Annotated in this window: 21 protein-coding genes; 18 read left to right on the top strand and 3 right to left on the bottom strand. The window is 55.2% G+C overall.

Translation table 11 applies throughout. The features are described 5' to 3' along the window. Positions 1–93 precede the first annotated feature (93 nt). From Q0H23_RS05605 to Q0H23_RS05615, 3 genes are all read left to right on the top strand, one after another. Positions 94–831 (top strand): glycosyltransferase family 2 protein, encoded by a 738-nt coding sequence (locus tag Q0H23_RS05605; RefSeq protein WP_293836500.1) that lies wholly within the window; start codon positions 94–96, stop codon positions 829–831. A gap of 1 nt (position 832) precedes the next feature. Next, positions 833–1,180 (top strand): DUF2304 domain-containing protein, encoded by a 348-nt coding sequence (locus Q0H23_RS05610; RefSeq protein ID WP_293836502.1) that lies wholly within the window; start codon positions 833–835, stop codon positions 1,178–1,180. 245 nt (positions 1,181–1,425) lie between these two features. Then, positions 1,426–5,103 carry an RICIN domain-containing protein gene (locus Q0H23_RS05615; protein WP_293836504.1) on the top strand — a complete coding sequence of 1,226 codons (3,678 nt, stop codon included), beginning with the start codon at positions 1,426–1,428 and terminating at the stop codon, positions 5,101–5,103. A 77-nt stretch (positions 5,104–5,180) separates the two neighbouring features. On the opposite strand, the gene Q0H23_RS05620 is transcribed toward Q0H23_RS05615, so the two are convergent. Then, positions 5,181–6,161, bottom strand: coding sequence for a glycosyltransferase family 8 protein (locus Q0H23_RS05620; protein ID WP_293836506.1), 981 nt, complete (start codon positions 6,159–6,161; stop codon positions 5,181–5,183). 245 nt (positions 6,162–6,406) lie between these two features. On the opposite strand from Q0H23_RS05620, the gene Q0H23_RS05625 reads away from it, so the two are divergent. The 6 genes from Q0H23_RS05625 (at position 6,407) to Q0H23_RS05650 (ending at position 15,868) form a co-directional block, all read left to right on the top strand. Next, positions 6,407–7,627: an oligosaccharide flippase family protein gene (locus tag Q0H23_RS05625; RefSeq protein ID WP_293836508.1), complete on the top strand. Its 1,221-nt coding sequence runs from the start codon at positions 6,407–6,409 to the stop codon at positions 7,625–7,627. 351 nt (positions 7,628–7,978) lie between these two features. Continuing rightward, positions 7,979–9,439, top strand: a complete 1,461-nt coding sequence (locus Q0H23_RS05630; RefSeq protein ID WP_293836510.1) for a DUF2142 domain-containing protein — start codon at positions 7,979–7,981, stop codon at positions 9,437–9,439. A gap of 72 nt (positions 9,440–9,511) precedes the next feature. Beyond that, positions 9,512–11,794 carry a glycosyltransferase gene (locus tag Q0H23_RS05635; RefSeq protein ID WP_293836512.1) on the top strand — a complete coding sequence of 761 codons (2,283 nt, stop codon included), beginning with the start codon at positions 9,512–9,514 and terminating at the stop codon, positions 11,792–11,794. A 19-nt stretch (positions 11,795–11,813) separates the two neighbouring features. Further along, a complete protein-coding gene (locus Q0H23_RS05640; RefSeq protein WP_293836514.1) occupies positions 11,814–13,235 on the top strand; it encodes a glycosyltransferase in 1,422 nt (473 codons plus the stop codon). A 6-nt stretch (positions 13,236–13,241) separates the two neighbouring features. Next, positions 13,242–14,813 (top strand): hypothetical protein, encoded by a 1,572-nt coding sequence (locus tag Q0H23_RS05645; RefSeq protein ID WP_293836516.1) that lies wholly within the window; start codon positions 13,242–13,244, stop codon positions 14,811–14,813. Positions 14,814–14,854: 41 nt separating this feature from the next. Next, a complete protein-coding gene (locus tag Q0H23_RS05650; protein ID WP_293836519.1) occupies positions 14,855–15,868 on the top strand; it encodes a polysaccharide pyruvyl transferase family protein in 1,014 nt (337 codons plus the stop codon). Between the two features lie 31 nt (positions 15,869–15,899). Here the strand turns inward: Q0H23_RS05650 and Q0H23_RS05655 are convergent, their stop codons facing one another. Then, positions 15,900–16,889 (bottom strand): acyltransferase, encoded by a 990-nt coding sequence (locus tag Q0H23_RS05655; RefSeq protein WP_293836521.1) that lies wholly within the window; start codon positions 16,887–16,889, stop codon positions 15,900–15,902. 94 nt (positions 16,890–16,983) lie between these two features. Here Q0H23_RS05655 and rfbA point away from each other — a divergent pair, with 94 nt between their 5' ends. The 9 genes from rfbA (at position 16,984) to Q0H23_RS05695 (ending at position 25,238) form a co-directional block, all read left to right on the top strand. Beyond that, positions 16,984–17,883, top strand: coding sequence for a glucose-1-phosphate thymidylyltransferase RfbA (rfbA, locus tag Q0H23_RS05660; RefSeq protein ID WP_293836523.1), 900 nt, complete (start codon positions 16,984–16,986; stop codon positions 17,881–17,883). Position 17,884: 1 nt separating this feature from the next. Continuing rightward, positions 17,885–18,904, top strand: a complete 1,020-nt coding sequence (rfbB, locus tag Q0H23_RS05665; protein ID WP_293836525.1) for a dTDP-glucose 4,6-dehydratase — start codon at positions 17,885–17,887, stop codon at positions 18,902–18,904. A 9-nt stretch (positions 18,905–18,913) separates the two neighbouring features. Next, the gene (locus Q0H23_RS05670; RefSeq protein WP_293836527.1) at positions 18,914–20,389 is read left to right on the top strand and encodes a bifunctional dTDP-4-dehydrorhamnose 3,5-epimerase family protein/NAD(P)-dependent oxidoreductase; all 1,476 of its coding nucleotides are present in this window, start codon (positions 18,914–18,916) and stop codon (positions 20,387–20,389) included. A gap of 100 nt (positions 20,390–20,489) precedes the next feature. Continuing rightward, complete coding sequence (locus Q0H23_RS05675; RefSeq protein WP_293836529.1) at positions 20,490–22,298, top strand: glycosyltransferase; 1,809 nt, start codon at positions 20,490–20,492, stop codon at positions 22,296–22,298. A gap of 187 nt (positions 22,299–22,485) precedes the next feature. Beyond that, complete coding sequence (locus Q0H23_RS05680) at positions 22,486–22,773, top strand: type II toxin-antitoxin system Phd/YefM family antitoxin (RefSeq protein WP_293836531.1); 288 nt, start codon at positions 22,486–22,488, stop codon at positions 22,771–22,773. Continuing rightward, positions 22,770–23,087 carry a hypothetical protein gene (locus Q0H23_RS05685; protein WP_293836533.1) on the top strand — a complete coding sequence of 106 codons (318 nt, stop codon included), beginning with the start codon at positions 22,770–22,772 and terminating at the stop codon, positions 23,085–23,087. The genes Q0H23_RS05680 and Q0H23_RS05685 overlap by 4 nt, the downstream gene beginning before the upstream one ends. A gap of 174 nt (positions 23,088–23,261) precedes the next feature. Further along, positions 23,262–23,630 (top strand): winged helix-turn-helix domain-containing protein, encoded by a 369-nt coding sequence (locus tag Q0H23_RS07955; protein ID WP_366509942.1) that lies wholly within the window; start codon positions 23,262–23,264, stop codon positions 23,628–23,630. 190 nt (positions 23,631–23,820) lie between these two features. Then, positions 23,821–24,273 (top strand): DUF4869 domain-containing protein, encoded by a 453-nt coding sequence (locus tag Q0H23_RS05690; RefSeq protein WP_293836535.1) that lies wholly within the window; start codon positions 23,821–23,823, stop codon positions 24,271–24,273. Then, entirely contained in the window at positions 24,270–25,238 is a 969-nt protein-coding gene (locus Q0H23_RS05695; RefSeq protein ID WP_293836537.1) for a hypothetical protein, read from the top strand. The genes Q0H23_RS05690 and Q0H23_RS05695 overlap by 4 nt, the downstream gene beginning before the upstream one ends. Before the next feature lie 165 nt (positions 25,239–25,403). On the opposite strand, the gene Q0H23_RS05700 is transcribed toward Q0H23_RS05695, so the two are convergent. Then, a complete protein-coding gene (locus Q0H23_RS05700) occupies positions 25,404–26,222 on the bottom strand; it encodes an MBL fold metallo-hydrolase (protein WP_293836539.1) in 819 nt (272 codons plus the stop codon). Positions 26,223–26,378: the final 156 nt, after the last annotated feature.

The following is a 26,378-nucleotide window of genomic DNA, read 5'->3' on the forward strand; positions in this document are numbered from 1 at the left end:
CCATTCGGGGCATTATCGAAGCCCCATAAATTTGCATGTGATGTTTACTATACTCAGTTGCATTGTAAGAGCACGTTCGGCTTTTGGAGCTACATGTCTTCGATTCCGCAGGGGAGCGCACGCGTGGGTGACGCCCCTCGAGTTCTGGTTATCATCCCCGCATATAACGAAAGCGCCTGCATTCTTGATACGGTGCACAAAATAGAAGCGTGCGGTTATGACTACGTCGTTGTTAACGATGGGTCAAAGGACAATACCTTGGCAATTTGCAGGGAAAATGGCCTAAACGTTCTTGATCTCCCCCAAAACCTCGGCATCGGCGGCGCCGTACAGGCGGGCCACAAGTATGCTCAGCGCCTGGAATACGATATTGATATTCAGGTCGACGGAGATGGGCAGCACGATCCGACTTATATTCCCCGTCTTGTTGAGGTGATACGAAGCGGGGCCGACCTCGCTGTGGGGTCTCGTTTCGTTGAAAAGACTGACGGGTTTCAGTCAACGTTTATGCGTCGTGTCGGTATCGTTTGGCTCTCTAATTGGATCAAGCTCTTTACCGGTGAGGTTGTAACGGATCCTACTTCTGGCTTCCGAGCCTGCAATCGCCGGGCAATCGATTTGTTTTGCGCGAGCTATCCGGATGACTATCCGGAGCCAGAGTCGCTTGCTCTTGCAATGAAAACGGGGCTTAAAGTTCAAGAAGCGCCCGTCAAGATGCTCGAGCGCCAGGGTGGCAAGTCGTCAATCGGCGGCTTTTCTTCGGTGTACTACATGATTAAGGTGTCACTGGCAATCTGCTTGGTTTGCTGGGCTCACAGGAAGGAGGTTTAGCGTGAACATCGTATTGCGCCTCTGTGCTGCCCTGTTTTTCTTGCTCTTTCTTGGTTACGTACTGAGGCTCGTTTCAAAGGGAAGACTGCAGCTCAAGTATTCGCTTCTATGGATTCTGCTCTGCGTAGTGATTTTGGTCTGCGATGCATTTCCGGGAATCATCTTCTGGTTTTCGGCCCTCCTGGGCTTCATTACGTCTTCCAACTTCCTGTTTATCGTTGCGATTGTGCTTTTGCTTGCGATCTGTCTCTCCCTGAGCGTTGCGGTAAGTAGGCTAACGATAGCGGTCAAGAATCTCACGCAGAGAATCGCAATTCTTGAGAAGTCCCTCGAGGGGAATGAGGGATGACGTCGTGGTTCTCTTTTTGCGTGAGCGATAAAGTCATTGCTGTGTAATAGAATTCATTCTCACGTTGATTGTTGTGAAGCCCCGTCTAACGAGCGGGCTATCGTCATCTGCATTGGATTGAGAGGGGCCGCTAGAAGAGACGTGTTTTGCGGGTTTAACGACATTGAATACCGTATCGAACTCGTTCTTTACGTTTCTTCGTTCTGCTGCGGCCACTGAGATCCGACGATTTGTCTGGAGGTCGCATGCGCAGCCATCGCTTTCACGCCACCCGAGTCCTGGTCTTTCTTCTAGTCGTCGCCTCGCTGGTCGCGGCGACGCGTCCGACGCCCGCGTTCGCGGACGCCCTCTCCGACCTGTACGGCTGCCAGTACGACCGCGAGGAAGTCTATGTCGGCGATGGTGAGTCAGGCGACGCCGCCGCGGCGATCGTCTCTGAGGAGAGCAGTGACGGGGACGGCTCTGCGCGAAGCGTCCCGACGGTCGCCCCGAGGGAGATCTCCGGGGAGATGCTCTACTTCTGCACATGGGAGAGCGGGCAGAACTACGACCAGGGCCTCAGCTGGGGAGATGGCTATGCCGCCATGGGCTACTTCCAGTTCGACAGGGGCAGTGATCTTGGGGCTTTTCTCCATGCCGTCTATAACTACGACCCGACTACCTACTCCTGCCTGCGCGTGATCGGCGACAGGTACGGCTGGAACCTGTCGGAGAAGGCCGCCGGCCCGACGCGCTCTAACGGCGCCTTCACCCAGCTCGGCAACGATCTTAACGCCGCCTGGCACGCCTGCTACAAGGCGAACCCGACCGAGTTCTCCCAGCTCCAGAACGGCTGGGCATATGACAACTACTACGTCCCGGCGGCGAACTACATGCGTTCTAGGGGTATCTCGATCGACGATCGTGGAGACAGTGTCAAGAGTCTGTGCTGGGGCATGAGCAACCTGTTCGGCACGGGCGGCTGGCGGAAGTTCGTCGGTGGCCGGACAAACGGCTACGACTGGGATGGCAACTGGAACAGTTCTAGGGACTGGCCCGGTGCCGGGCTCACCGCGGGCATGAGCGACCAGGAGTTCGTCGCTACCCTTTGCGACTACGTCATCGACAATGTGAGTGTGTTCTACAAGGCCCAGCCGCAGTACTGGGACGGGTGGCGGAACCGATATAGGAGCGAGAAGGCCCACTATCTCCAGATGATTGCGGAGAACGAGGCCTCCTCCCGCCAGGCCCTCGACGAGCTGGCCGCCGCCAACCGCTCGGCCCTTGCCGACGGGGAGTACGTCGTGAGGGCCCGCTGCGCCGGGCGCCTCGTCCTCGACGTCTACGGCGGCTACTCCGCCGCCGGCACCAACGTGCAGCTCTGGGAGCCCAACTCCACCGACGGCCAGGTGTGGGTGGTCTCCCACGACGAGGCCGGCTACGTCACCCTCACCTGCGCCGGCTCCGGCAAGGCCCTGGACGTCTGGGGCGGAACGCCCCGCGCCGGGGCGAACGCCCAGCAGTGGGACCCGACCGGCGGCTGGAACCAGAAGTGGGTCGCCGTGCCAGGCCAGGACGGCGGGGTGACGCTTGTCTCCGCCATGCGCTCCGACCTCGCCCTCGACGTCTACGGCGGCTACTCCGCCGCCGGCACCAACGTGCAGCTGTGGACGGCCACGGGCGGCGCCTCGCAGTCGTTCGAGTTCGAGCCCGCCAAGACCTCCCGCCAGGCCCTCGACGAGCTGGCCGCCGCCAACCGCTCGGCCCTTGCCGACGGGGAGTACGTCGTGAGGGCCCGCTGCGCCGGGCGCCTCGTCCTCGACGTCTACGGCGGCTACTCCGCCGCCGGCACCAACGTGCAGCTCTGGGAGCCCAACTCCACCGACGGCCAGGTGTGGGTGGTCTCCCACGACGAGGCCGGCTACGTCACCCTCACCTGCGCCGGCTCCGGCAAGGCCCTGGACGTCTGGGGCGGAACGCCCCGCGCCGGGGCGAACGCCCAGCAGTGGGACCCGACCGGCGGCTGGAACCAGAAGTGGGTCGCCGTGCCAGGCCAGGACGGCGGGGTGACGCTTGTCTCCGCCATGCGCTCCGACCTCGCCCTCGACGTCTACGGCGGCTACTCCGCCGCCGGCACCAACGTGCAGCTGTGGACGGCCACGGGCGGCGCCTCGCAGTCGTTCGAGTTCATCTCCGCTCATCCGGAGGTCGCTCCCGGGCCCCGCCTCGTCTCGCTCGAGGGGGTCTGGTCTGACATGGCCCCTGCCTGTGCCGACGGCCTCGCCCTCGACGTCTACGGCGGCTACTCCGCCGCCGGCACCAACGTGCAGACCTGGACGCCCGGCGGGACGCTCGGGCAGGCGTTTAGGCTTGAGTGGCGCGACGGATACTATGCGATTGTCAACGCGGCGTCCGGGTTGGCCCTGGGGACCTCGGATCAGGGGGTCGTCCCAGGGGCGAACGTCTGCCTGTGCGACCCGGCGTCCGAGGGCGACGGGGCCCTGTTCGCGGCCACAGACAACGGTGACGGGACCGTCACGTTCGTGAACAAGGCGACTGGCCTCGCCCTCGACGTCTACGGCGGTTACTCCGCCGCCGGCACTAACGTGCAGCTCTGGACTGCCACGGGCGGAGCTTCGCAGCGCTTCTCCGTCGAGCCTAGATCCCATGTCCTCGGTGAGGGTGCCTATGCGATCACCTCGTCGTCTGGGCTGCTGGTCGACCTCTCGGGTGGGTCGGACGAGGATGGCGCCCGCGCGGTCCTGTTCTCCCCGAACGGGGGGCTCAACCAGAGGTGGTATCTCACTCCGATTGACGGGCAGAACGGAGTCTACACTGTCGAGTCCCTCGCCTCCGCGAAGCGCCTGGCGGTGGGGGCCGACGGGTCCGTCTCCCAGCGCACGGCCTCGGATGACGCCTCGCAGTGGTGGCGCATCGACGTCGAGGCTGGCTACGTCCGCCTCGAGAGCGTTTCCTCGCCCGGCGCGAGGCTCGCCGCGGGCGGCGGCTCGGGCGCGCGCGTCGGCCTGTCCTCCGCCGATGACCCGTCGACGCAGAGGTTCTCCCTGGTCCCCGTCGAGGCGGCGCTGCCGTCGGGGACCTACGTGGTCCGCCCGGCGGCCGATCCCTCGCTAGCTCTCGACGTCTACGGGGCCTCCCTGGCGGACGGGGCCAACGTGCAGGCGTGGGGCTTCTCGGAGGGCGGGAACCAGAAGTGGCGCCTGTCTCCCGCCGCAGGGGGTGCCTTCGTGGTGACGAACTGCCTGAGTGGGAAGGCGCTCGACGTCCAGGGCGGCTCGGCGACGCCGGGCGCGAACGTGGAGCAGTTCTCCCCGAACGGTGGCGCGAACCAGCGCTGGCGTGTGACCTATCGTCCTGGCGGCTGGGTACTGGTCTCGGAGCTTGATTCCTCGCTCGTACTGACCCTATCGGGTGGCTCGGCTTCCGGCTCCAATGCTGTGGTCGACCGCGACTCGGGTGCCACCGACCAGAGGTTCACGTTCAGGCGGACGACGTACGTGCCTTCAGACAGGCAGGAAATGGTATGGAAAGCTCAAAGCTATTACAGCTCTACTAACTGGCTGATTCTTGTTGATAATACGGATAACAAGGTAGGCATTTTCAATGGCAGCAGGGGTAATTGGAACCTTGTTCAGTACTGGACCTGCACAACGGGCAAGGCTTCTACGCCCACTGTGCTCGGCGAGTACCAGGTTGGTTCTCGTGGGTATTCGTTTGGAAGCGGTTTTACCTGCTATTACTGGACTCAGTTCTATCATGACTATCTATTCCACTCGATCCCGTACGACGAGAACACATTCAGGATTCAGGATGGAAGGCTTGGGCAGAACCTTTCACATGGCTGCGTGAGACTTGATATCAACAATGCGAAGTGGATTTATGACAATATTCCTACGCGAACAAAGGTTGTTTCCTACAGGTAGCCATTGATTAAAAACAGGTGGCCTAGTTCCTGAGATTTGGGACTAGGCCACCATGCTACGGCGTGTATGACGGCGTGCTACTTTGATTTAGAGCGCAATTTGAGCATTACCGGAATTAGGCTTTGAATAATCCAAAGCCTTACTGGCGGGAAGTGACAAAATAGCCCGTTAAATGCTTTCCAAAGCGAGAAATATGTTTCCCAACCCGCTTCCTGGGCAAGAGAGCCAGAGAATGGCGACTTTGCTGCGTAATGCCAGTAATCAGATTGAAATCTATGGGTCGTCCCCGTTCTCCAGGGCCGATCTTCTCCGAGATAATGAACTATGCAGGGGTTTTCTTTTACTTTGGCAAATTCCGATTTTGATGGAAATGGATAGTTCTTTTCTAGCTTGCTTAAATACTCATACGGATAGTAGTCAAATGTATTCGCATAGTTGTAGGTGGGCGAAAGCACTTTAAAATTGCCTGCACATAGAAGGTTTAGCGCATCTTGATCATTTGAGGTTAGGATGTCCTTTTTATTTCGACATATTTCGAGGAGCCGTTGTTCAGCCCCTTGTTTCTTCCACGCTCTTATGTCGACCAACAGAACTCCGGCGTTGAAATAGCCGGCATCACGAACGCCAAGCTGATTTAATTTGCTATTTTTAACCGTCGGCTCAATAACGGCTCCAAGCAGATTTCCGCTCATGGGGCAATCCCAGAGAGGTCTGAGGCTGCTCCTGATGATGGTGTCTCCGTCTAGGTAAAGGATCTTGTCAACGCTTTCAGGCAAATAGCGAGCCATCAACAGACGCGCCATTACGATTTCGTTCCAACCCGATGTGTCAAAAGACGAATCAATCGAGCTCATGAAGCCATGGATATTTTGAATGCTGACTTTGCAGCCATATATGGTTTCATAAGTACTGAATTTTTCCAGGCTCTTTTCCGTGATGTTGTCCACCAGCAAGTAGAAGTGCAAATCATTATCCCAGCGATTGTTTTCGCATATTGAGGTCATACATGCTGCGGCATGCTGCGCATAGTTCTCATTGAAGGTAAGCAGGATATTCATATTGCTCCCCTATTTCTAGATTAAGCTGATAACTATAAGGTCCGATTATTGGTTTGTCTAATACTAGATTGATGCGTCACCCGTATCAATTGGGTCGGGGAGCGGGAAGGTTGACTTGCACTTTATTTGGCATTCTTGTTAATGATGGAAATGGCTGATGTAATAGGGGTTTGTAAATTTCTAGGCTAGTTTTAGTCTAATTTGCTTGTGATTAAAGGGTTTGGATAATTGAAACGGGTTAGTCGATGGCAATAAAGGCGCAGGCCAAATCACTTCAAGAAAACATGGCGTGGAATTCAATTGGCTCACTCATCTACCTTGGATGTAACTGGCTTACGACGGTGCTTGTCGTTACGCTATCAACAGACTATGCGGACTCAGGCAAGTTTGCTGTTGCGATGGCGGTCGGAAGCCTCACCGCAGCAATTGTGCTGTTTAAAGTGAGACCTGTTCAAGTGTCATCCCTGCAATCAGAAACTGCCGCGGGCGATTTTGTTGGCCTAAGAGTTGTTTGTACGTTATTTGCTCTTATCTTTACCGTCGTCTACTGCCTGATTAGCGTTGCTCCCGAAAACCACCTCGTTGTTGCTCTATATGCCCTGTTTAAAGTCGCAGAATCATTCGTTGACGTCTATCACGGCTTGTTCCAGCAGCATAATCGACTTGATTATGCTGGAAAATCGCAAATTGTAAGAGGCGTTCTCGCCCTTGTCTCTTTTTACGTCGGACTTGCCGTATTCAATAGCTTAGTTCTATCGATATTCCTGATGTTCTTGTCCTCAGTTGCAGCAATAATGATCTACGACATGCCGCGGGCCAGGGCGTTTGCCTCTGTTACGCCCCGTTTTAATCAGAAGACTATTGGCCGCCTGCTCAAGAAATGTGCTGCAGGTTTTGTATCTTCCCTTTTGATCACAATGATTGTGAGCGTCGCGCGCCAGTCGTTCGGGCTGAGCTATGGGAATGAGGTGCTCGGGCGTTATGCTGCGGTCGCAACGCCTTGCGTTATAGTTCAGGCGATCGCTTATTACGTTTATGCTCCGCTATACAACTCAATTGGAGAAATGAAATCCAATCATGACGGCAAGGCCCTGCGGAAACTCGTCTTTATAGTTACGGGCGTCATATTGGGGCTTATGGCCGCCTGTCTACTTCTTGCATTGCTATTTGGCAAGGCCGCCCTGTCTCTTCTCTATGGCGAGACAATTGAGAACTATGCGTATCTCCTTTATGGAGCTCTGCTGTGTACCGGTGGGTTTGCCATTCTCTCGTTTATGTTGGATACGCTCATTATCTTTGGCAGAGACCGACTAGTATTCCTATTTAGCGTCATACCTGTGTTGGTCTGCTTGGGTGGAACCAGCTTTCTGACGTGCGATCCGAATTCGATTAGTATTCTGGTGCTTGTTTCCTATTCGTCGGCGATTCTTCCTTTATTTGCCTTCTTTACTAAGGCAGACTGCTAGCGATAGCCGGGCAAGCTCTGGCTCGGAGACGAAGCCAATGTCTCCGCGCTATTAGGATATGGGAGAATTGAAGCTCCAGGAGGAAGCCTGCATGCAAGGCCCAACTACACGTTTACTGCCTGCGCATACAAGAATCTGCTTCCGCGGATACGATTATCCTCTTAAGAAATCCGGCTTCTTCATGCGAGCGAAGGCATATCTATTTGAGCGTTAGTCGAGACTGGAGCTTGAGGCTCGAACCTGCTCTTGGCATGAATGGCTGGTATCAGTAATGAGTGGTTTGGCGACCTACGTCGTAGGCAGTACTATTTATTTTTGGAAGAATCTAGTTTGGGGTTGTCGGGTGGTTGCATGGATATAAGGAAAGAAGACGAGCTGCGCTCGCTGGTTATTACTGTCGCGCTGCTCACATTGTCCATTGCTGCTGTTGGCAGCTCGTTCTGGGGCGTTCTGCTGCTCTCCATCGGTGAAATCGGAAAGGTCGAACTTGCCCTCTTTTTCCTCCCGCTTGTTGTGTATATTTGCCTAACTGTTTCCTGGATTAATGTTCGGAACAATTCGCATAGCCATGCGTTGTGGTTCTTGTTCGTTGCTGTTCCTTCTGTAACGGCATTTAGCTTATATATGATTCCCGGATGGGTCCCTGATGAACCAGGACATATCTGTCAGGCCTATGCTCTATTTACTAGAAACTCAGGCGGATTTGATGTCCCAGTTGCTTTGAGGGATCTTCCCCACAACTACCAAGAGATGTATGCCTCGCTTACTTGCGCTCCGTCTTGGAATGACTGCGAAGTTGTTAGAAGGTTTTTTTCTTCGTATTTCGACCATCTGTACTTCATTCCGTGGCTGGTACTTACACTTGGAAAGTGCTTTCAATCAAACACCCTTGCTGCACTTGTCGTGGCGAGACTTGCCAATGGGCTATTCTACGTGTGCGTCTCAGCATGTCTCCTTAAGGCTATTCCTGTATGCAAAACTCCTTTTTTGGTATTCCTGCTTAATCCGATGCTGCTGCAGCAGGAGGCCTCCTGCTCTGCGGACGCGATCGCGAATATCGTTGGAATCGCTTATTGCGTTGCGGTTATTGCGCTATATATAAGGAAGTCATACACCCGCAAGAACGCTATCGGCGTCACTGCTCTCTTCGTCCTTTTGCTGCTGTCGAAATCAATGTATGCGCCGCTTGCTCTGATTAGCTTGCTGTTCGTTGGTGATTTCGCTACAAAGAAGACGACTCGTCTCATATATATTTTGACCGCTTTTGGCTGCATCGTGATCGCTGTTGCCGTGGTGAACGCGTATCACGGTTCTTTCTTGCCTGAGTCATTTGCGCTTATGAGGCAGCCTCTGCATTGCGTAAAAGTGTTGTCTAAAACCATATGGGAACTCGGGCCTTTTTATGTTGAGTCGTATGCCGGAAAAATGCTAGGGCCGTTGTCTATCCTTGTGTGGCCTCCCTGCTTCTGGGCCTATTGCGCTCTCCAGCTTGTTGTTTTGTTCTATAGGGATGAAGATGATTCCGGACACTTCGTTTCGAGGGATAGGGTGATGGTGTTTATTGTTGCGTTGGTCGACGCCGTTCTTATCATTCTTACTCAAAGGGGATGGTCGCTTGAGATGGACCATCGCGAGGATATTATTTGCGGAGCGCAGGGAAGGTACTTTATTCCCATTGTCTTAACGCCCCTTCTTATGTGTTCTGCAGAACGGCTTGGGAATAGCAAAGGGAGAGTCCTTGCCACTTCATGCGCTATTCTCTCTATGATTCTTCTGCTTGACATGGTGTCCGTGTCAATTTCGTTTCTTTAAGCTGGATTTGGTACGAGAGGTATTTCTCTTCTAAAGATAATCGCTCGAGACAACATTCGGAGACTAATAAACATGGGTCGAATTTCAGAGCTGAAGGCAAATGCGCTTTATACTTTGCGCGAAGAGGGTGTCTCGTACTTTTCTGATCGAGTCAAGGCGCATCTAAATGCGGCCATCAATTCACGCGGGAACGCCCCGGATCCTTTGGACGTATGTACTGATGTGCTGTTTATCAATGGCTGCGCCTATAGCGTTCCTCACCCTATCCGTTACAGAGTTGACCACCAGATTGAGCAACTTCATGCGGCTGGCGTATCCGCAAGGAAAATTGACGAGTGGAATCTGACGAACGATTATGCGAGAACAGCTCGTCTGTTCGTTATATTTCGCTGTCCCTACAACGATCGAGTCGGGGAGTTTATTAGACTTGCAAAGTCTTTGAATAAGACTGTGCTGTTCGATATCGACGACCTCGTAATTGACAGGAAGTACACAGATACAATTTCATATCTGGATTCTCTGAGCCCTGAAGATAGGGCAGGTTACGATGCAGGCGTCGATGCAATGCAAAAGACCATGATGCTTTGTGACGCCGTTGTTACGTCTACAGATGGGCTGGCGGCCGAGCTCAGAAATTATAGGGAAACCGTATTTGTTAATAGGAATGTTGCCTCCGAGGAAATGGTCCGACTGTCTCAGCGGGCGGTGGAAGAGAGGGACATTTTCCCCTTCACGCCGGAATGCAGCGTTCCTGCTCATGAAAAGACTCGCTGGAAGAATGCCTGCAAGAGAAATGAGTCCAGGGATGACTCCCTGGTACATATCGGTTATTTCAGCGGGAGTATTACGCACAACGATGATTTCAACCTCATTCTTTCAGCGCTGACGAAGATTATGAAGTCGCGTCCCAATGTGCGCCTTCATGTAATTGGCGAGCTTGCGCTCCCGGAGGAGCTTCAGCCATTTGCTGAAAGAGTAGAAGCTGCTCCATTTTTGCCGTGGCGTAGGCTTCCCAGGCTCATCTCTGAGATGGACATCAATTTGGCGCCATTGACCGACAGCATTTTCAACCGCGCTAAGTCCGAAAACAAATGGGTTGAGGCGGGATTGGTAAAGGTTCCGACGATTGCGAGCAATATCGGAGCCCTTTCCGACTCTATTGAGAATTGGGAAACGGGTGTTCTTTGTGACAACACCGAAGAGTCTTGGTCTACTGCTCTCACCAGGCTCGTCGATAGCAAATCTTTAAGAAATGAGATTGGCGAGAAAGCCTATGTGAAGTGTCTTGAGACTAAGACGACGATTGGGACCGGATCGAAACTGGCTTCGTTTCTGAGGTCACAGGCAACAAAGAGTGTTGCGTTCTGTCTCCCTTCGCTCGACATTAGCGGTGGAGTGCTTGTCGCGCTCAGGCATGCTTCCTTCCTTAATAAGAGGGGGTACGATGTCACCATCGTCGATGGGTCCGGCGATCAAAGGTGGACGGAATACTCAGGCTGTTCGTTCCCTGTTATCAATCGGAGGGTGATGCCCACAAAGATAGACGACTGTCCGATTGATATGACGTTTGACAGTATGGTGGCTACCTTTTGGGAAACAGCCATGTTTGTCGACAGGTATAGCAAGGCGAAACAGAAGTTCTATCTTGTTCAGAATAGGGAGACTGACTTTTATCGCCCAGGAACGAGGGACAGGATGGACGCCTCCGCTACCTATGGCATCGGCAAAATGACATACCTCACCATATCTAGATGGTGCGAAGAGTGGATGCGTGATCAATACGGACTTGAGCCGCGATTTGCTAGAAACGGATTAGACCTGAGCGAGTTTCGTGTGCGAGAGCGCGATTATAGTGGGCGCATCAGAATCCTCGTCGAGGGAGATTCCTCGGCGGAACATAAAAATGTTGACGAGAGCTTCAAGATCGTTGATAAGCTTGATCGAGATAAATACGAAATATGGTATTTGTCATATAAAGGCGAGCCAAAAGATAGTTATAGGGTCGATAAGTTTCTCAAAGCGGTGCCTCATTCAGAAATCTCTGAGGTGTATGAGCAGTGTCATATCCTCTTGAAGACGAGCATCCTCGAGAGCTTCTCTTATCCGCCTCTTGAAATGATGGCAACGGGCGGTCTGGCGGTTGTGCTTTCGAACCAGGGGAATGCCGAATACCTAGTTGACAGGGAGAACTGCCTTCTTTTCGATCGCGGGGAGGATGAAAAAGCCGCTTCTTTGATCGAGGAGCTTGCCGAGAGCCCTGCTCTTAGGGAAAAGCTGAGAGCGGGCGGACTTGAAACAGCCCGCTCGAGAGATTGGAATGCTCTGGAAAGTGAAGCTGTCGCGTTGTATGAATAGCGGTTACTAGGCGGTTGCTATGGGTAAGAATCCCCTTCTCTCTTTAATATGCGTTTATAACGACCAGAGCCAGTTTGAAGAGCTGGTCAATTCGCTTGGGAACATGCGAGAAAACGTCGAGATAGTGGGCCTGGACAATAGGCAGGCTCAGTGGAAAAGCGCCGCAAGCGCATACCTCGAGGGGATTTCGAGGGCAAGTTCTCAAATACTCGTGTTCTCGCATCAAGATATTCGGTTTACTGATGATTCATTTTTGACCGAACTCATATCTGAGCTTACGTGCGATCCCTTGCAGATAATTGGGGTTGCCGGCGCCGTCCCTGTCGATAGCGGACACAGCAGGAGAATGCTGTCTGGTATGTATCAGGGCTCCAAGCTGATGCGTCATCACACTGCTTCCTCGAAAACCGCCGTTATGTCTCTCGATGAGTGTCTATTTGCCTTTGGCTCTAAGGTTCTGGATAGGGTGACATTCGATGACGTGACCTGTGACTCGTGGCATTTTTATGCGGTCGATTTATGCCTTCAGGCCCATCTTTGCTCGATCCCGGTATATGTCGTCCCCGCCAACGTGCTTCATCTCAGCGGTGGGAACAGGGACGCTTCATATTATCTTGCGCAAGAAAAGCTGAAGAGCAAGTATATGGCGGACTATGATTGCATCGCGACTACTTGCGGCTGGACTTCGACTAGTTATGTAGATCCTTACAGGCCGATTATTGACGACGAGCTCGGTGCTCTTCATTCAAAGGGCGTCAAGGATGTTGTCCGCTTTTATCTGCCGGTTTCTAAGTCTCTGAGCATGTCGAATATGCTCTTTTTTCCTAGCGTCGAAACTCTTTTGTCGATTACTGCATTGGAAAGCACAGATGAAGATGAGAATTTCTTCTCTGCTTTAACGAAGATGGATGCTACAGATAGACGACTTCTTGAATTCGTAATCGAGCTCAATAACTTTGTTGCATCTCAAAATTGGCTCCTTAACGACCTGCTCGACTTGAAAAGAGACTATGCTGAGTCTACAAAGGATGAGTTGTTGTCATCTACTCGCTATAGAATTGGTCATATTCTCGCTCCTTGGTCTCGTCCAAAGTATATGGCGTTGTGCGAGGAGCCAATGGCAAGCAAAGCGGGGTCGCTTTCTTTTGCTGACGGAGCAGTAGACTATCTGTCGCTTCTTTCTCATAGTCCCAATGACATTATCGAAGCCATTCGCCTATACGCAGAAAGCTATAACCGGTCATCTTTGGGCGTTGTTGGAAAGAAGTGCATGGATATTCTTGGGGTATGGCAGGGCGAAGTAGCTGAGATAAAGAAGCTGCAGGATAAGAATAAGAAGCTTGCAGAAATCGATCACGAGGCGCTATATGTTAAGAAGGGTATCGAGGCTACACTAGCTTTCAGGTTGGGAAGCGCGTTGTCCAGGCTCGTTGGTCGGTGAGGCTAAATGAATAAGATTGCATGGGTGATTCCAACGCCCATCGAAGGGTCTGGCGGCTTTAGGACCATCTTTTCAAAGTGTATTGCGTGCCAGTCACGAGGCATAATCGTCGACGTGTATATCTATAGCTTGGACTCCGCGCCACTTTTCACGGCAAGTGACATGCGTATCCATCTTCGGGACTGGTTTGACTTCGAGCCCAATCATGTTGGCCTTGCCGTTGACAAGCTTACTGAAACTTACGATGCGGTTATCGCAACCGCTTGGAATACTGCTGAGTTTGTATCAAGGCAGAGCGCGGATCGCAAGTTGTATTTTGTTCAGGATTATGAACCGTCTTTCTATCCCGTAAATGATTACCAGCTTCTTGCCCGCGGCTCTTACGATCTCGGCCTGGAAGTCGTCACTATGGGTCGTTGGCTTTATTCGAAGATTCACGACCTTGGTGCCCCAATGCTTAGCTGGCTTGATTTTGGCGTAGATAAGTCAGTCTATCGTCCGCTGGATACTCCAAAGGAGAAAGCGGTTTGTGCGATATATCAGCCCGAGAAAGACAGAAGACTATCGAGGACACTTCTGGATGCTTGCGAGCTATTGCTCGAGGCTGACGATCACTTGACAATCTATCTCTACGGATCCGTTGTATCTCAGCTAAGTCCCGTCCCTCCTCATCCCCGCCTTAAGATGCTTGGCCTTCTCACCCGAGAGGGGTGCAACGAGCTTTACAACAAGTGCGAGTGTGGAATATCGCTGAGCGCAACCAATCCCTCGCGGATCCCGTTTGAGATGATGAGCACCGGGCTTCATGTGATTGAGCTGGGTCTTGAGAACAATATGTTCGACTTTCCCGAATCGGCCCCGATTACGTTTGTTGACCCATCGGCTCCTGGGATTGCGAGCGGAGTTCTGTCGGTGCTTGATGGCGCGGAGTCGAAGTCAGGGTCCCTCTCTTCGATAGTCTCCCAGGAGCGTGAGAACGAACAGTTTGTTGAGGCTTTGCTTGGGGATTCGGTCTTATCGCACGATGCGGAGATTCCGAAGCGGGTAGAACACGAGACGGTCAAAGCTGACGCTCTTGTGCGCAAGCACTTTGATTCCCTCATGGTCCGGCGTGAGCGACAAGCAGTGGGGAGGAGGGAGCCTCTTGTCGGAGACAGTCTCGTATTAACGCTTGTCAACGACATCCCTCTCGATGACGGGGAGTCCTTGCGCTTTGCTTTCTGGTGCCATTCGGATCAAAGTGACCTTACGTGGGCGTCTTTCGAGGAGGCTGCCTCCGGGCAGTCGGCGCGGGTTCTCCTTAATCCGGATTTGGATGGCCCCCGCGTCGCCAACATTCACTTCTATGCTGTCGATGGTATGGAGAACCATCGTTTTCTGTATGCGACCTCGCAGGCCGTTGCCTATTCAGACAGGGAGCTGAGCAGCTCCAATCGATTCATCGAATTTGGAATGCTGCGTTGTTATGTCGGCGTAAATGATGAGTGCAGGGCAAAAGAGCTGCGGGAAAAAGGACAATTTGTACGGGCGGGCGCACTCAATCGAATTGGTGCTCGCCTATTTGGGCGACGACACTAGTTTGTTCGCTGTCTGATTTTAGGGAAGGCTGCAGAGGGTTAATGGATAACAACAAGCACTGGCGAGGTCTCGAAAGGGCTCGCAAAGTCTCGGCTACTCTTTCGTCCGCGCCGCCCATTCTGCTTGATACGGCTATGGGCAGTGAGAACTCCGGCGACTGGGTCATAATGGCGGCATGCAATTCAGTTGCAGAGGAACTGTTCGGCTCCGTCAATCTCCTTCATATTCCGACCCATTATTACGATCCGGTGTGGGAGGGTGCAGGAGGGGCGACTAAGCTTCTTTGTGGCACTAATATTCTATATACACATATGGCTGAGCAGCGGCAATGGGCGCTCCCGCTTGATTATCGCAATCTCGGAAATGTCTGCCTACTAGGCGTCGGAATGTCGGACATTGGCGTCGACGACCGCATGGATTTCTATACGAAACGATTTTATAAATCCGTTTTGAGCAAACGGCTCCTTCACTCTGTTAGGGACGAGATGACGAGGCAGCGCTTGCTCCAGATAGGAGTTAAAAACGTTTTAAATACGGCCTGTCCAACCATGTGGCCCCTTACGCCCGAGGCACAAAAGAGGATTCCTGTCAGGAAGGCCCGGAACGTTTTGACATCAATTACCGATTATTGCTTTTCTCCCGAATATGATCTCGCGATGATTAGGGAATTGGAAAAACACTATGAGAAGGTGACGATATGGGTCCAAGGGAGTCACGATATTGATTGGTGTCTAGATAAAGTCATTGATCTCAACAATTACGAACTCGTGGGTCCTGATATCAATCAACTTGATGAAGTTCTGGGACGAGACGACTTAGACTATATCGGAACTCGACTTCATGCAGGCATACGTTGCCTCAACCGCGGTCATAGGTCGCTAATCATTTCGGTTGATAATCGCGCTCGGCAGATTGGTAAGGATACAAACCTTCCGGTTTTAGAGCGCTCCGGAATTGAGGACGGAGCCTTGAGCGCATGGATTAACAATCCGTTAGAAAGCAATATACGTCTTCCATGGGATTCCATCGAAAAGTGGAAGAAGCAGTTTATTTAAAGAATCACTGTCCTGTAATGGATGGGTTGGGTTATTCACCAATTGCCCAACCCATTTTTGCTTTTCGAAGAAGCTCAGTGAGAAGCAGCGCAACGCTTCCAAAGCCAAATAGGTTAACGATGAGCATTAGCACCGGGTGGATGCTTGGCCAGTAGGTAAATGAAAAGTAGATAAGCGGTGAATGGAAGAGGTAGAGGCCCATGCTGTCTCTGCTGATGATGTCCAGTGGCCGCCATTCTCTTTGGGGCACTGTTAAGAAGACCTCGAGTACTGATGACAAGGTCCAAAGAAGCAAGATGGCACGAGGCAGCGCTATTTCCCATCCGGCGAAGGAAAGGGCAAAGAGGCTTAGAGTTGGAATTGCGAGTGCCAGAACGAGGGCCTTCTTGTATCGAGTGAGATGGTTCTCGTAACCGTGGATGGCGTAACCAAGGGCAAACCATATTCCGTAGCTCGAGGCTAGACTTTGGAAGGGAACCATATTAATTGGCGAATGGTATGCAATAGCCATCGAAAGAAATAGGGCGATTGGACCCAGGCGTGGGGCTTTCAACGTTTTTGCAGTCCACAAAACAAGAGAGGATGCCAGGGTGATATGAAATAGCGTCGGAAGAAACCAAAGGTGTCCGCTGTCGCCGCCAAGAACGATCATCCTAATCAGGATGAGCGGGTAGGATAACCCCTGATATCCAGGGTATCCGATCAACATTCTTATGGGCACGAGCCAAATAGCGCCGAAGAAAAGAAACGGCAGCAAGATGCGTTTTGCGCGCGATAGGAGTAGGCTGCTCAGGTTACTGGCGTTGTGAAAAGACCAATAGAAGCAAAAGCCGGATAGGGTAAAGAATAAGGGCATTTGCACCGTGTTGATGAGCATTTTTAAATGGTCGAAAAGCGGGGCTGTCTGTTCGGTTGGATAGAGCCCCCAATCTCGTGAATACAGAATGATGCTGTGACCAAGCACTACCAGAAAGATGGCGATGGCCCTTAGGTTCGAAATGTCGGCGCGCTTGTTTTGCATGGGCTTCTGACGTTCGTTTGTCGGATAACGCTCCTGAATAACAGACGTCTATTATCATATCGGGAGATATATCGTCCCTCGAGAGGATTCTGATATGAAGGGCATCATTCTTGCCGGTGGGTCGGGTACGCGTCTGTATCCGCTTACGCTTGTGACCAGCAAGCAGCTGCTGCCGGTCTATGACAAGCCGATGATTTACTATCCGCTCTCCACCCTCATGCTGGCGGGCATTCGCGATATCTTGGTCATCTCTACTCCGGCAGACCTGCCCAACTTCGAGCGCCTGCTTGGGGACGGTTCGCGCTATGGCGTCTCGCTTTCTTATGCCGAGCAGCCCTCGCCGGATGGCCTTGCGCAGGCGTTCACCATCGGTGAAGAGTTCATTGGTGGCGAGCCGTGCGCCCTGGTCCTTGGCGATAACATCTTCTACGGCAATGGGCTGTCGCGTCATCTGCGCCGTGCCGTCGAGAACGCTGAGGCTGGCCGCGCAACGGTGTTTGGCTACCACGTCGATGATCCCGAGCGCTTTGGTGTTGTCGAGTTCGATCGCGAGGGCCGCGCGGTCTCCATCGAGGAGAAGCCGGAGCACCCGAAGAGTTCCTATGCCGTGACGGGTCTCTATTTCTATCCTGGCGACGTCGCCTCGCGTGCGGCAAAGGTGACCCCCTCACCCCGCGGTGAGTTGGAGATCACCACCCTCAACCAGATGTATCTGGAGGACGGGACGCTCTCCGTCGTGACCCTCGGGCGGGGCTATGCCTGGCTTGATACCGGCACCATGGAGAGCCTGCATGAGGCGAGCGAGTTCGTGCGTGCCGTCGAGCACTCGCAGGATCTGCCCGTCTCGGTTCCCGAGGAGATTGCCTGGGAGAACGGCTGGACGACGACCGAACAGCTCGTGGAAGCCGCCAAGGCCTATGGCAAGAGCGTGTACGGCCAGCACCTCAAGAAGGTAGCTGCCGGAGAGATTATTGCTTCGAAGAGGGAGTACTAGTATGGCGGAGGCGTTCGAGCCGCACAACATCATCGTCACGGGCGGCTGTGGCTTCATCGGCAGCAACTTCGTGCACTACGTGGTGAACAACCACCCGGACGTGCACGTGACCGTGCTCGACAAGCTCACCTACGCGGGCAACCCCGAGAACATCGCGGGACTCCCGGCAGACCGCGTCGAGCTCGTCGTGGGCGACATCTGCGACGCGGCCCTGCTCGACGAGCTCGTCCCCGGGCACGACGCCATCGTCCACTACGCGGCGGAGTCCCACAACGACAACTCCATCGCGGACCCGGAGCCGTTCCTGCGCACCAACGTCGAGGGCACCTTCCGCCTGCTGGAGGCCGTGAGGAAGTACGGCGTCCGCTACCACCACGTGAGCACCGACGAGGTCTACGGCGACCTCGCGCTCGACGACCCGGCGCGCTTCACCGAGGAGACCCCCTACCACCCGAGCAGCCCGTACTCCTCCACCAAGGCGAGCTCCGACATGCTCGTCCGCGCCTGGACCCGCACCTACGGCCTGCGCACGACCATCTCCAACTGCTCGAACAACTATGGCCCCTACCAGCACGTGGAGAAGTTCATCCCCCGTCAGATCACCAACATCATCGACGGCGAGCGCCCGAAGCTCTACGGTAGGGGCGAGAACGTCCGCGACTGGATCCACACCGAGGACCACTCCTCCGCCGTGTGGGACATCCTCACGAAGGGCCGCATGGGGGAGACCTACCTCATCGGCGCGGACGGCGAGCAGAACAACATCACGGTCCTGCGCATGATCCTCGAGGCCATGGGCAAGGACCCGGACGACTTCGACTGGGTGCGTGACCGCCCCGGTCACGACCGCCGCTACGCCATCGACTCGACCAAGCTGCGGCGCGAGCTCGGCTGGGAGCCCAAGCACACGGACTTCGCCGAGGGCCTGCGCCAGACGATCGACTGGTACGTGGCCAACGAGACCTGGTGGCGCCCCGCGAAGGCGGCCACCGAGGCCAGGTACGCGAAGCAGGGACAGTAGGGGAGAGCCATGTCTGAGATTAGTTTTGAGAAGCAGCTCTCCGTCGCCGAGACCGGGATTGAGGGCCTGAAGGTTCTCGACCTGTCCGTTCACGGTGACTCACGCGGTTGGTTCAAGGAGAACTGGCAGCGCGCGAAGATGACGGAGCTCGGCATTCCCGATTTCCGCATCGTCCAGAACAACATTAGCTACAACGACGAGCGTGGCGTAACCCGCGGCATCCATGCGGAGCCCTGGGACAAGTTCATCTCAATCGCTCGCGGCTCCGTCTTTGGGGCGTGGGTGGACCTTCGCGCCGGCAGCCCGACGTATGGCAACGTCTATACCTGCACGCTCGATCCGTCCAAGGCCATCTACGTGCCGCGTGGCGTGGGAAACTCCTTCCAGGCCCTTGAGGATGGCACGGCTTACACCTACCTGGTGAATGCTCATTGGTCGGCTGAGCTCAAGAAGACCTATACCTTCGTGAACCTTGCAGATCCGGAGCTCGGCATCGAGTGGCCCATCCCGCTTTCCGAGGCGACGATTTCCGAGGCGGACAAGCATCATCCGATGCTGAAGGACGTTGTTCCCATGGAGCCCAGACGCACGCTCGTGACAGGTTGCAACGGCCAGCTGGGTCGTGCCGTCCGCGCGCTTGCGGGGGAGCGAGGCCTTCTCGACACGTTCGACTTCTGCGACATCGACACGTTCGACTTCTCCGACCCTAAGGCGTATGACCAGTACGACTGGTCGCTCTACGGCACCGTTATCAACTGCGGAGCCTATACCGCCGTGGACAAGGCCGAGACCCCGGAGGGTCGAGTGACCTGCTGGGCCGCCAACGCGACCGGTCCGGCCCTGCTTGCCCGCACTTGTGCGAACCACGACATCACACTTGTGCACATCTCGAGTGACTATGTCTTTGACGGCACGTGTGAGCTCCACAATGAGGACGAGGCGCTCAGCCCCATTAGCGTATACGGGCAGTCCAAGGCCGCCGGTGATCTCGCCGTGGAGGGCTGTCCCAGGCACTACATTCTCCGCAGCTCCTGGGTCATTGGCGATGGGCACAACTTCGTGAAGACCATGAAGTCGCTCAGTGACCGCGTTGACAATCCCGAGGACAAGCTCAATGGGGTTACCGTCGTGGACGATCAGCTGGGCCGTCTTACCTTTACGCGTGATATGGCGGCGGCGGTCTTCCATCTGTTGAACGCCAACGCCCCCTATGGCGTATATGACTGCACGGGGTCTGGCGCTGTCAGGAGCTGGGCTGATATCGCTGGGACCGTCTTTGACGCCGCCAACGGCAATGGCGATGCCGTGACTCCCGTAAGCACCACCGAGTATTATGCGAGCGCCGCCGGCCCCGTTGCCCCGCGCCCGCACTTCTCGGCGCTCGACCTCTCCAAGCTCGAGGCTGCCGGCTTCCACATGCCCGACTGGGAGATGGAGCTCTCCGAGTATCTCGAGGAGCTTCTTGCCAACGGTGATCAGAAGTAAGTCTGCTTCCGAGTAAACTAATTAAAGAGTGGCGCCCTGTCAGCCTCACTGGCAGGGCGCCTATTATTTGTGGCGAAAGTGGTGATATGACGTGGGAACAATGGTTGACACGGCTCGCAGGGCCTACCGTTTTGCTCGACGCATCACGGGGGTAAGGACTCCCGCCGATTTCAATCCGTTCCCCATTGACGCATGGACCGATCGAGCCTATGCAACCTGGTTTGAGTCGAATAAGGCGGCGGATGCTGAACTTGAGTTCCAACGTGAGACCTCGGAAGGGTTTGCGCTAAAGCCCACCTTTAGTTTCATTGTCCCTCTCTATAAGACCCCGTTGAACTACCTACGGGTTATGGCCGATTCTGTTCTTTGCCAGACATACGGCAACCTGCAGCTTGTTCTCGTGAACGCGAGTCCGGAGCTGCCCGCTCTGGCCTCAGCGGTTCATGCGCTGGAGATTCGCGACAAGCGCGTTTCCGTTGTGACGCTTGGGGACAATCTTGGAATAACGGAAAACACCAATGCTGGTATCGCTGTGGCTACGGGTGATTTTTGCTGCTTCCTTGATCATGACGACTATATTGAGCCGGACCTGCTGTTTGAGTACGTTAAGGCGCTCAACGAGGACCAGGAAATAGACGTTCTGTATTGCGACGAGGACCTTGTAGAAGAGGACGAGAAAACCGGGTCCTTTAAGCACCTACATCCTTTGTTTAAGCCGCAGCTCTCTCCGGAACTGCTACTATGCAAGAACAACATTGTTCATCTCATGACAATCCGTAGAACGCTCGTTGATTCGATGCCCGTTCCTGATAACAGATATGACGGTGCCCAAGACTACAACATGGTCCTTTACGCGACTTCTGTCGCGCGCAAAGTGCATTGCGTCCAGAAGGTGCTTTACCACTGGAGAATAAGCGCTGAATCTACCGCGGCAAATCCGGACGCTAAGCCTTACAGCCAGAAGTCCTATAGGCTGTCCGCACAAGCAAGCCTTACGCGCCGGAAAATCGAGGGGCGCATCGTATCTTCCGGAATCATTAATATCCACAACATCTGGCTTTCGAGCACTCGAAAGCCTGGCGTATGCGTTGTCGTAGACTGTGCTCCGTGGGCTGATGAACCGGAGGCCGAGGGAGCCTGTCCTTTCAATACGATTGATCGCTTTATTGAGTTTTTCGAACAGAACAACTCCCATCAGAATTGCCGCGTTCTCCTTGTGGGCTGTCCCGATACCAAGAAGCGACTTCCTCATGGCTTCGAGCGGGTGGAGTGCTCTGATTGCCTGTCCGTATTTGGTCGCTTCAATCTTGGAGCTGCCGCTGCCGGCGAGGAGTTCCTCTTATTCTTGGACGCCGGCTGTTTCTTTGACACTCCCGAGCCGCTCGAACAGCTTGTTGGACTCTGCTCGCTCGACGGCGTTGGCGTGTCGGCTCCTAAGACGCTGTATAGGGGTGGTAGGAACAAAACCTACGGTGTCGCGGTGACGAGCGAGCGAATCATGCCTCTCTATCGCGGGTACGAAGATGATTTCCCTGGCTATCAGTGCAATCTCCGCGCGCTGCAGAATGTGAGCGCCTGTGGCGTGCAAGGGCTCACGGTCTCCAGGGATTTGTTTGAAGCCGTTGGTGGCTTTGACGAGCGCTTTGAGAGCGAGGTTGGCGCTGCTGATTTCTGCCACAGGGTGCTTGAGCGGGGGCTTCGTATCGCCCAGACGTGCACGGTGAAGTTGCGTACTAGCGACGTGTGTCCGGAGCACTATTTCGTGAGTGCTGAAAACGCACCGGATTTCTCCGAGAACGATGTTGCTCTGTTCGATGAGAAATGGCCTGGCGTTCGTGAGGCGGGAGATCCGTATTACAACGTGAACCTTGACCAGGCGAGCGGGTATTGCCAGGTGAAGAGGAGATAGGCTAGGCGGGTGCCGCCGGCGTGCAGCGAGCGGCCCTCGCAGCACGCCGGTTTTCTTTTGGGCTTTGGAGTTTCGGTTGGTAGCCGCGCGCGAATGATGATTAGCGATGTTCTCAATTCTGCTTGTTATACATACTTAGATACATATAATCCTATGTATCTAAGCCATCTCTTCTAAGGAGGATCGCATGCCAACCGTATTGCCGGTGACGGAGCTTCAGAGGAACACGGCCGCGCTCACGGACGAGGCGATGCGGACGAAGGAACCCATCTACTTGACTCGCCGCGGCAAGGCGGCGGTCGTTCTCCTCGATGCGGCCGAATACGATCGTGAGATGAGCTATCGCAAGACGATTATCGAGCGCGAAAAGAACGTCTACGCTGGAATTGCCCGAGGCCATGACGAGCTGAGGCGTGGCGAGTCGGCATCTCTTGACGAGACGCTTTCCCAGCTTGCGGATAAGTGGTCGCTGTGAGCTCGTCTGGGCAGGATGATGGTCTGCGGCACTACGAGGTCCTTCTCGCGAGGTCCGTCAAGGAGAGGTTGCTCGGCATTCCCTCTCGCGACGATACGAGGCGCATCGCAAGGAGACTTCGTATGCTCGAGGTTGCCCCAGCGATGGGCGAGGTTTATGAGCCCGTTTACGAGTCTGCGATGCCCGACCATGAGGTTCGCGTGACGTTTGTTGGACACCATGGCATTTACTACACCATCGACGAGGTGGCCGGAACCGTAGGCGTTGAGTTTCTCGAGGACTGTCGGCGCGATCCGATGAGGAAGTTTTCGTAGCGATGACTGACGAAACGTTCATCCAGTGCAACATTATCGTCGTGGGCGGCTTTTCTCCTATGCGTGGCTAATTGGCTCGACTTCTCGCTCGCCACGGCCGTCTTATTGGTATCACCCCAATCACTCTTAATCTCAGTGAGAAATGTGAGTGATTGGGGCGACTGTGACCGTCGGATGGCGAAGAAAGACGAGGAGTGCGTGCTGGGCTTGCTCAGGTCGAATGGCGAAATGTCCGTTCGCGAGCTTGTGTCGGAGATCGGCCTTAGCGTGAGCCAGGTCAGGTATAGGCGCAATGCGTTGATTTCGGCTGGTGTAATTGAGCCGACCGTTGGGGCAACGAGCCGTTTGAGAAGGCAACTGGTACGTGGCCAACGAGGCCTGGTGGCGTCCCGCGAAGGCGGCCACCGAGGCCAGGTACGCGAAACGGGGGCAGTAGGGACGGTGGCGCCGATTCGCTTTCGCTGGCAGGTTGCTAACGGAAGTGAAATCATATTCACTTCCGTTAGCGCGTGCATAATGGAAGCGAATCGCGTCACTCTCTGACATGTACGGGATCAAAGGGCTCCTTGCGGGCAAGGCGAGCCTTTAGCGTGGCGTGTGGTTGGCTGTTCTCCTCTGGGGGGGCGACGGCCGGGGCGAAGCGGGCGCATGACAAGCTGGTGGTGCTACACCTTTTTAACCTGCCATTGCCCGCGCCTCGCAACGTATACTCTTCCCATGAGAAGGAGGTCGCGTGCTTACCATTTACTTTGGCGATATGGACGGCGTGATCGATAACACGTCGGTCTATTTCAACAACACCTACTCTGCCGCTTGGCTCGAGGATCCTCTGGCCCAGGGGATCATAAAGTCGGTGGATAAGGGCGACGTTCTCGGGCCCAATGCGATTGAGACGAAGATTCTCGGCATCATTCCGCCAGAGAAGCTCTCCAGCGGTACCAAGACCCTGCTTCTGCTGCTCTTTGACGCGCAGAATGTCTATAACGCCACGAACTGCGGAGACAACTGCGCTCGCTGGATCCTTCGCATTTCCAGGCAGCACGACATCACCATCAACCTCCATCACCTGATGAACTTCGGCAATGGAAGATTCACCGCGCGCGTCGGCAACACCGGGCAGACGGTTCACACCATGGATGAGCTGGTGCTTATTGGCGCGGATTGCCTGAGGGGAATTCAGCGATGAGGGGGGAGTACCAGGTTGTCGTCCGAAACAACCGCCTCCAGATCAAGCTGACCGTTCGCCGCAACCTGACCATTCTTCAGGGAAATAGCGCCACCGGAAAGACGACGCTCCTCGAGCTCATCGCTCAATATGACGAGATTGGAGCTGCCAGCGGTGTTGTCGTTAATTGCGATGTCCCCTGCAGGGTTCTCTCGGGCCGGAATTGGGAGCGCGACCTCTCGGAAATCAGCGGCAGCATTGTCTTCATAGACGAGGACTCGACGTTCATGCGCTCTCATGAGTTTGCCCGCGCTGTTCGCAACAGCAACAACTACTACGTGCTCGTGGCAAGAGAGTCCATGGCGCAGCTGCCTTATAGCGTCGATGAGATTTATGGACTGAAGAACCTTACGCGCTCATCGTCAAAGTACCCGGCCTACTCGCGCGTCTTCGCGTCGACCTACCGCATCTATGGCGACGACTCGTTCTCTGGGGAGCGTCCCGAGCTTGTCGTGGTCGAGGACAGCAACAGCGGCTACGAGTTCTTCTCCGCACTTTGCGAGAAGTCTGGGATTCCGTGCGAGAGCGCTGGCGGAAAGAGCCTGGTTTATGACGTGGTTCGCAATTGTGACGCCAAGTCCGTTCTTGTGATTGCTGACGGTGCTGCGTTTGGCCCGGAGATGGAGCTTGTGACGTCGCTGCGACGCTTCAAGAACGTGAGACTGTTCTTGCCCGAATCCTTCGAGTGGTTGATTCTCCAGTCTGGCCTGATTGGAGGCAGGGAAGTGCGGGATATGCTGGAGCGTCCGGCGGACTACATAGAGAGCAGCGAGTTCTTTAGCTGGGAGCAGTTCTTTACGAGCGAACTCATTGCCGCGACGCGTGGGGCATACCTTGCGTATGGAAAATCTGATCTCAACCCCAACTATCTCCAGGAGAGGGAACGCACGGCTGTCGAGGGAGTGCTTCCCGACTTGGGCTTATAGGCGCACTCCCGTGGGGTGCCCGCTGGTGGAAATGAAGTGCCGATTTGCTTCCGTTCGGGAGCTGCTAACGGAAGCGAATCGCATTTCACTTCCGTTAGCGAGGACGTAAGGGAAGCGAATTAGCGCTCGGCGGCGTAGACGCCCCCCGGCGCGCGCTCGTCCCCGCTACCACACGGTCATCGGCCGGGCCTGCGCGGCGGCGCAGATGGTGAGGTGGCCGTCCGCCGTGCGGGCCTCCGTGAAGGTGGAGTTCGCGGCCTCCGCGCCAACGGCGGCAGCCAGCGTGCGGATGGCGACGCTCGGCCGGTTGTTCTCCTCCGAGAGATGCATGGCAACGACGGTCTCCGTGTCTGGCCCGACGAGCTCGCGCAGCGCTGCCGCGGCCTGGTCGTTCGAGAGGTGGCCGTGGTCTCCCGCGACGCGCTGTTTGAGAAAGCCCGGGTAGGGGCCGGTCGCGAGCATGCGCGCGTCATGGTTGCTCTCGAGCGCGAGGGTGCGCACGCCGGAGAGCAGCTCGAGCGCGCGGTCTCCCAGCGTGCCCGTGTCCGTGCAGAAGCCGAGGGAATCCGCGTCCTCGCCCGCGCCGCAGTCGAAGCGAAGGCCGAACGGGTCCGCCACGTCATGCGAGGTGGGGAAGGTGCGCACGCGCATCCCGCCCGCCTCGAACTCGTCCGCGTCCCCCACGAGCTCGAACGGCAGCTGAGCGAGGTACTTGCGCCCGCCCGCGGTGCCGGCCGTGGCGACGAGGCGGCCCTCATACTTGTTGCAGAAGACGGTAAGGCCGCTCACGTGATCCGCATGTTCGTGCGTAACGACGACGCAGCAAATGCGGTCCATGTCGACGCCCAGCTCGTCCGCGCGGCGGAGGAGCTCCCTGCGCGAGAGGCCGTCGTCGATGAGGACGGAACCGGCAGGGCCCTCCACCACGGACGCATTGCCCTTCGAGCCGCTGGCTAGAACGTGAAGGTGCATCCGCGGCATCATCGGTGCGCTCCGTCTTGCATGTGAGGGTTCCTCTCGACGTAAACTTGACCCGTATAGGATACGCGCGATGGCTGACGTTAATGCGCGGCGACGGGTGCGGGCGGGTGCCGGGCGGGCGCGTCGAGCACGCGGCGACGGGCGCGGGCGGGCGTCGAG

Origin of the sequence: uncultured Parolsenella sp., from assembly GCF_934660935.1 — a bacterium.
GTDB lineage: Bacteria > Actinomycetota > Coriobacteriia > Coriobacteriales > Atopobiaceae > Parolsenella.

Coding starts and splice junctions, on each gene's coding strand:
- Q0H23_RS05605 (WP_293836500.1), top strand. CDS start 94: ATGTCTTCGATTCCGCAGGGGAGCGCACGCGTGGGTGACGCCCCTCGA.
- Q0H23_RS05615 (WP_293836504.1), top strand. CDS start 1,426: ATGCGCAGCCATCGCTTTCACGCCACCCGAGTCCTGGTCTTTCTTCTA.
- Q0H23_RS05620 (WP_293836506.1), bottom strand. CDS start 6,161: ATGAATATCCTGCTTACCTTCAATGAGAACTATGCGCAGCATGCCGCA.
- Q0H23_RS05625 (WP_293836508.1), top strand. CDS start 6,407: ATGGCAATAAAGGCGCAGGCCAAATCACTTCAAGAAAACATGGCGTGG.
- Q0H23_RS05630 (WP_293836510.1), top strand. CDS start 7,979: ATGGATATAAGGAAAGAAGACGAGCTGCGCTCGCTGGTTATTACTGTC.
- Q0H23_RS05635 (WP_293836512.1), top strand. CDS start 9,512: ATGGGTCGAATTTCAGAGCTGAAGGCAAATGCGCTTTATACTTTGCGC.
- Q0H23_RS05640 (WP_293836514.1), top strand. CDS start 11,814: ATGGGTAAGAATCCCCTTCTCTCTTTAATATGCGTTTATAACGACCAG.
- Q0H23_RS05645 (WP_293836516.1), top strand. CDS start 13,242: ATGAATAAGATTGCATGGGTGATTCCAACGCCCATCGAAGGGTCTGGC.
- Q0H23_RS05650 (WP_293836519.1), top strand. CDS start 14,855: ATGGATAACAACAAGCACTGGCGAGGTCTCGAAAGGGCTCGCAAAGTC.
- Q0H23_RS05655 (WP_293836521.1), bottom strand. CDS start 16,889: ATGCAAAACAAGCGCGCCGACATTTCGAACCTAAGGGCCATCGCCATC.
- rfbA (WP_293836523.1), top strand. CDS start 16,984: ATGAAGGGCATCATTCTTGCCGGTGGGTCGGGTACGCGTCTGTATCCG.
- rfbB (WP_293836525.1), top strand. CDS start 17,885: ATGGCGGAGGCGTTCGAGCCGCACAACATCATCGTCACGGGCGGCTGT.
- Q0H23_RS05670 (WP_293836527.1), top strand. CDS start 18,914: ATGTCTGAGATTAGTTTTGAGAAGCAGCTCTCCGTCGCCGAGACCGGG.
- Q0H23_RS05675 (WP_293836529.1), top strand. CDS start 20,490: ATGGTTGACACGGCTCGCAGGGCCTACCGTTTTGCTCGACGCATCACG.
- Q0H23_RS05680 (WP_293836531.1), top strand. CDS start 22,486: ATGCCAACCGTATTGCCGGTGACGGAGCTTCAGAGGAACACGGCCGCG.
- Q0H23_RS07955 (WP_366509942.1), top strand. CDS start 23,262: ATGGCGAAGAAAGACGAGGAGTGCGTGCTGGGCTTGCTCAGGTCGAAT.
- Q0H23_RS05695 (WP_293836537.1), top strand. CDS start 24,270: ATGAGGGGGGAGTACCAGGTTGTCGTCCGAAACAACCGCCTCCAGATC.
- Q0H23_RS05700 (WP_293836539.1), bottom strand. CDS start 26,222: ATGATGCCGCGGATGCACCTTCACGTTCTAGCCAGCGGCTCGAAGGGC.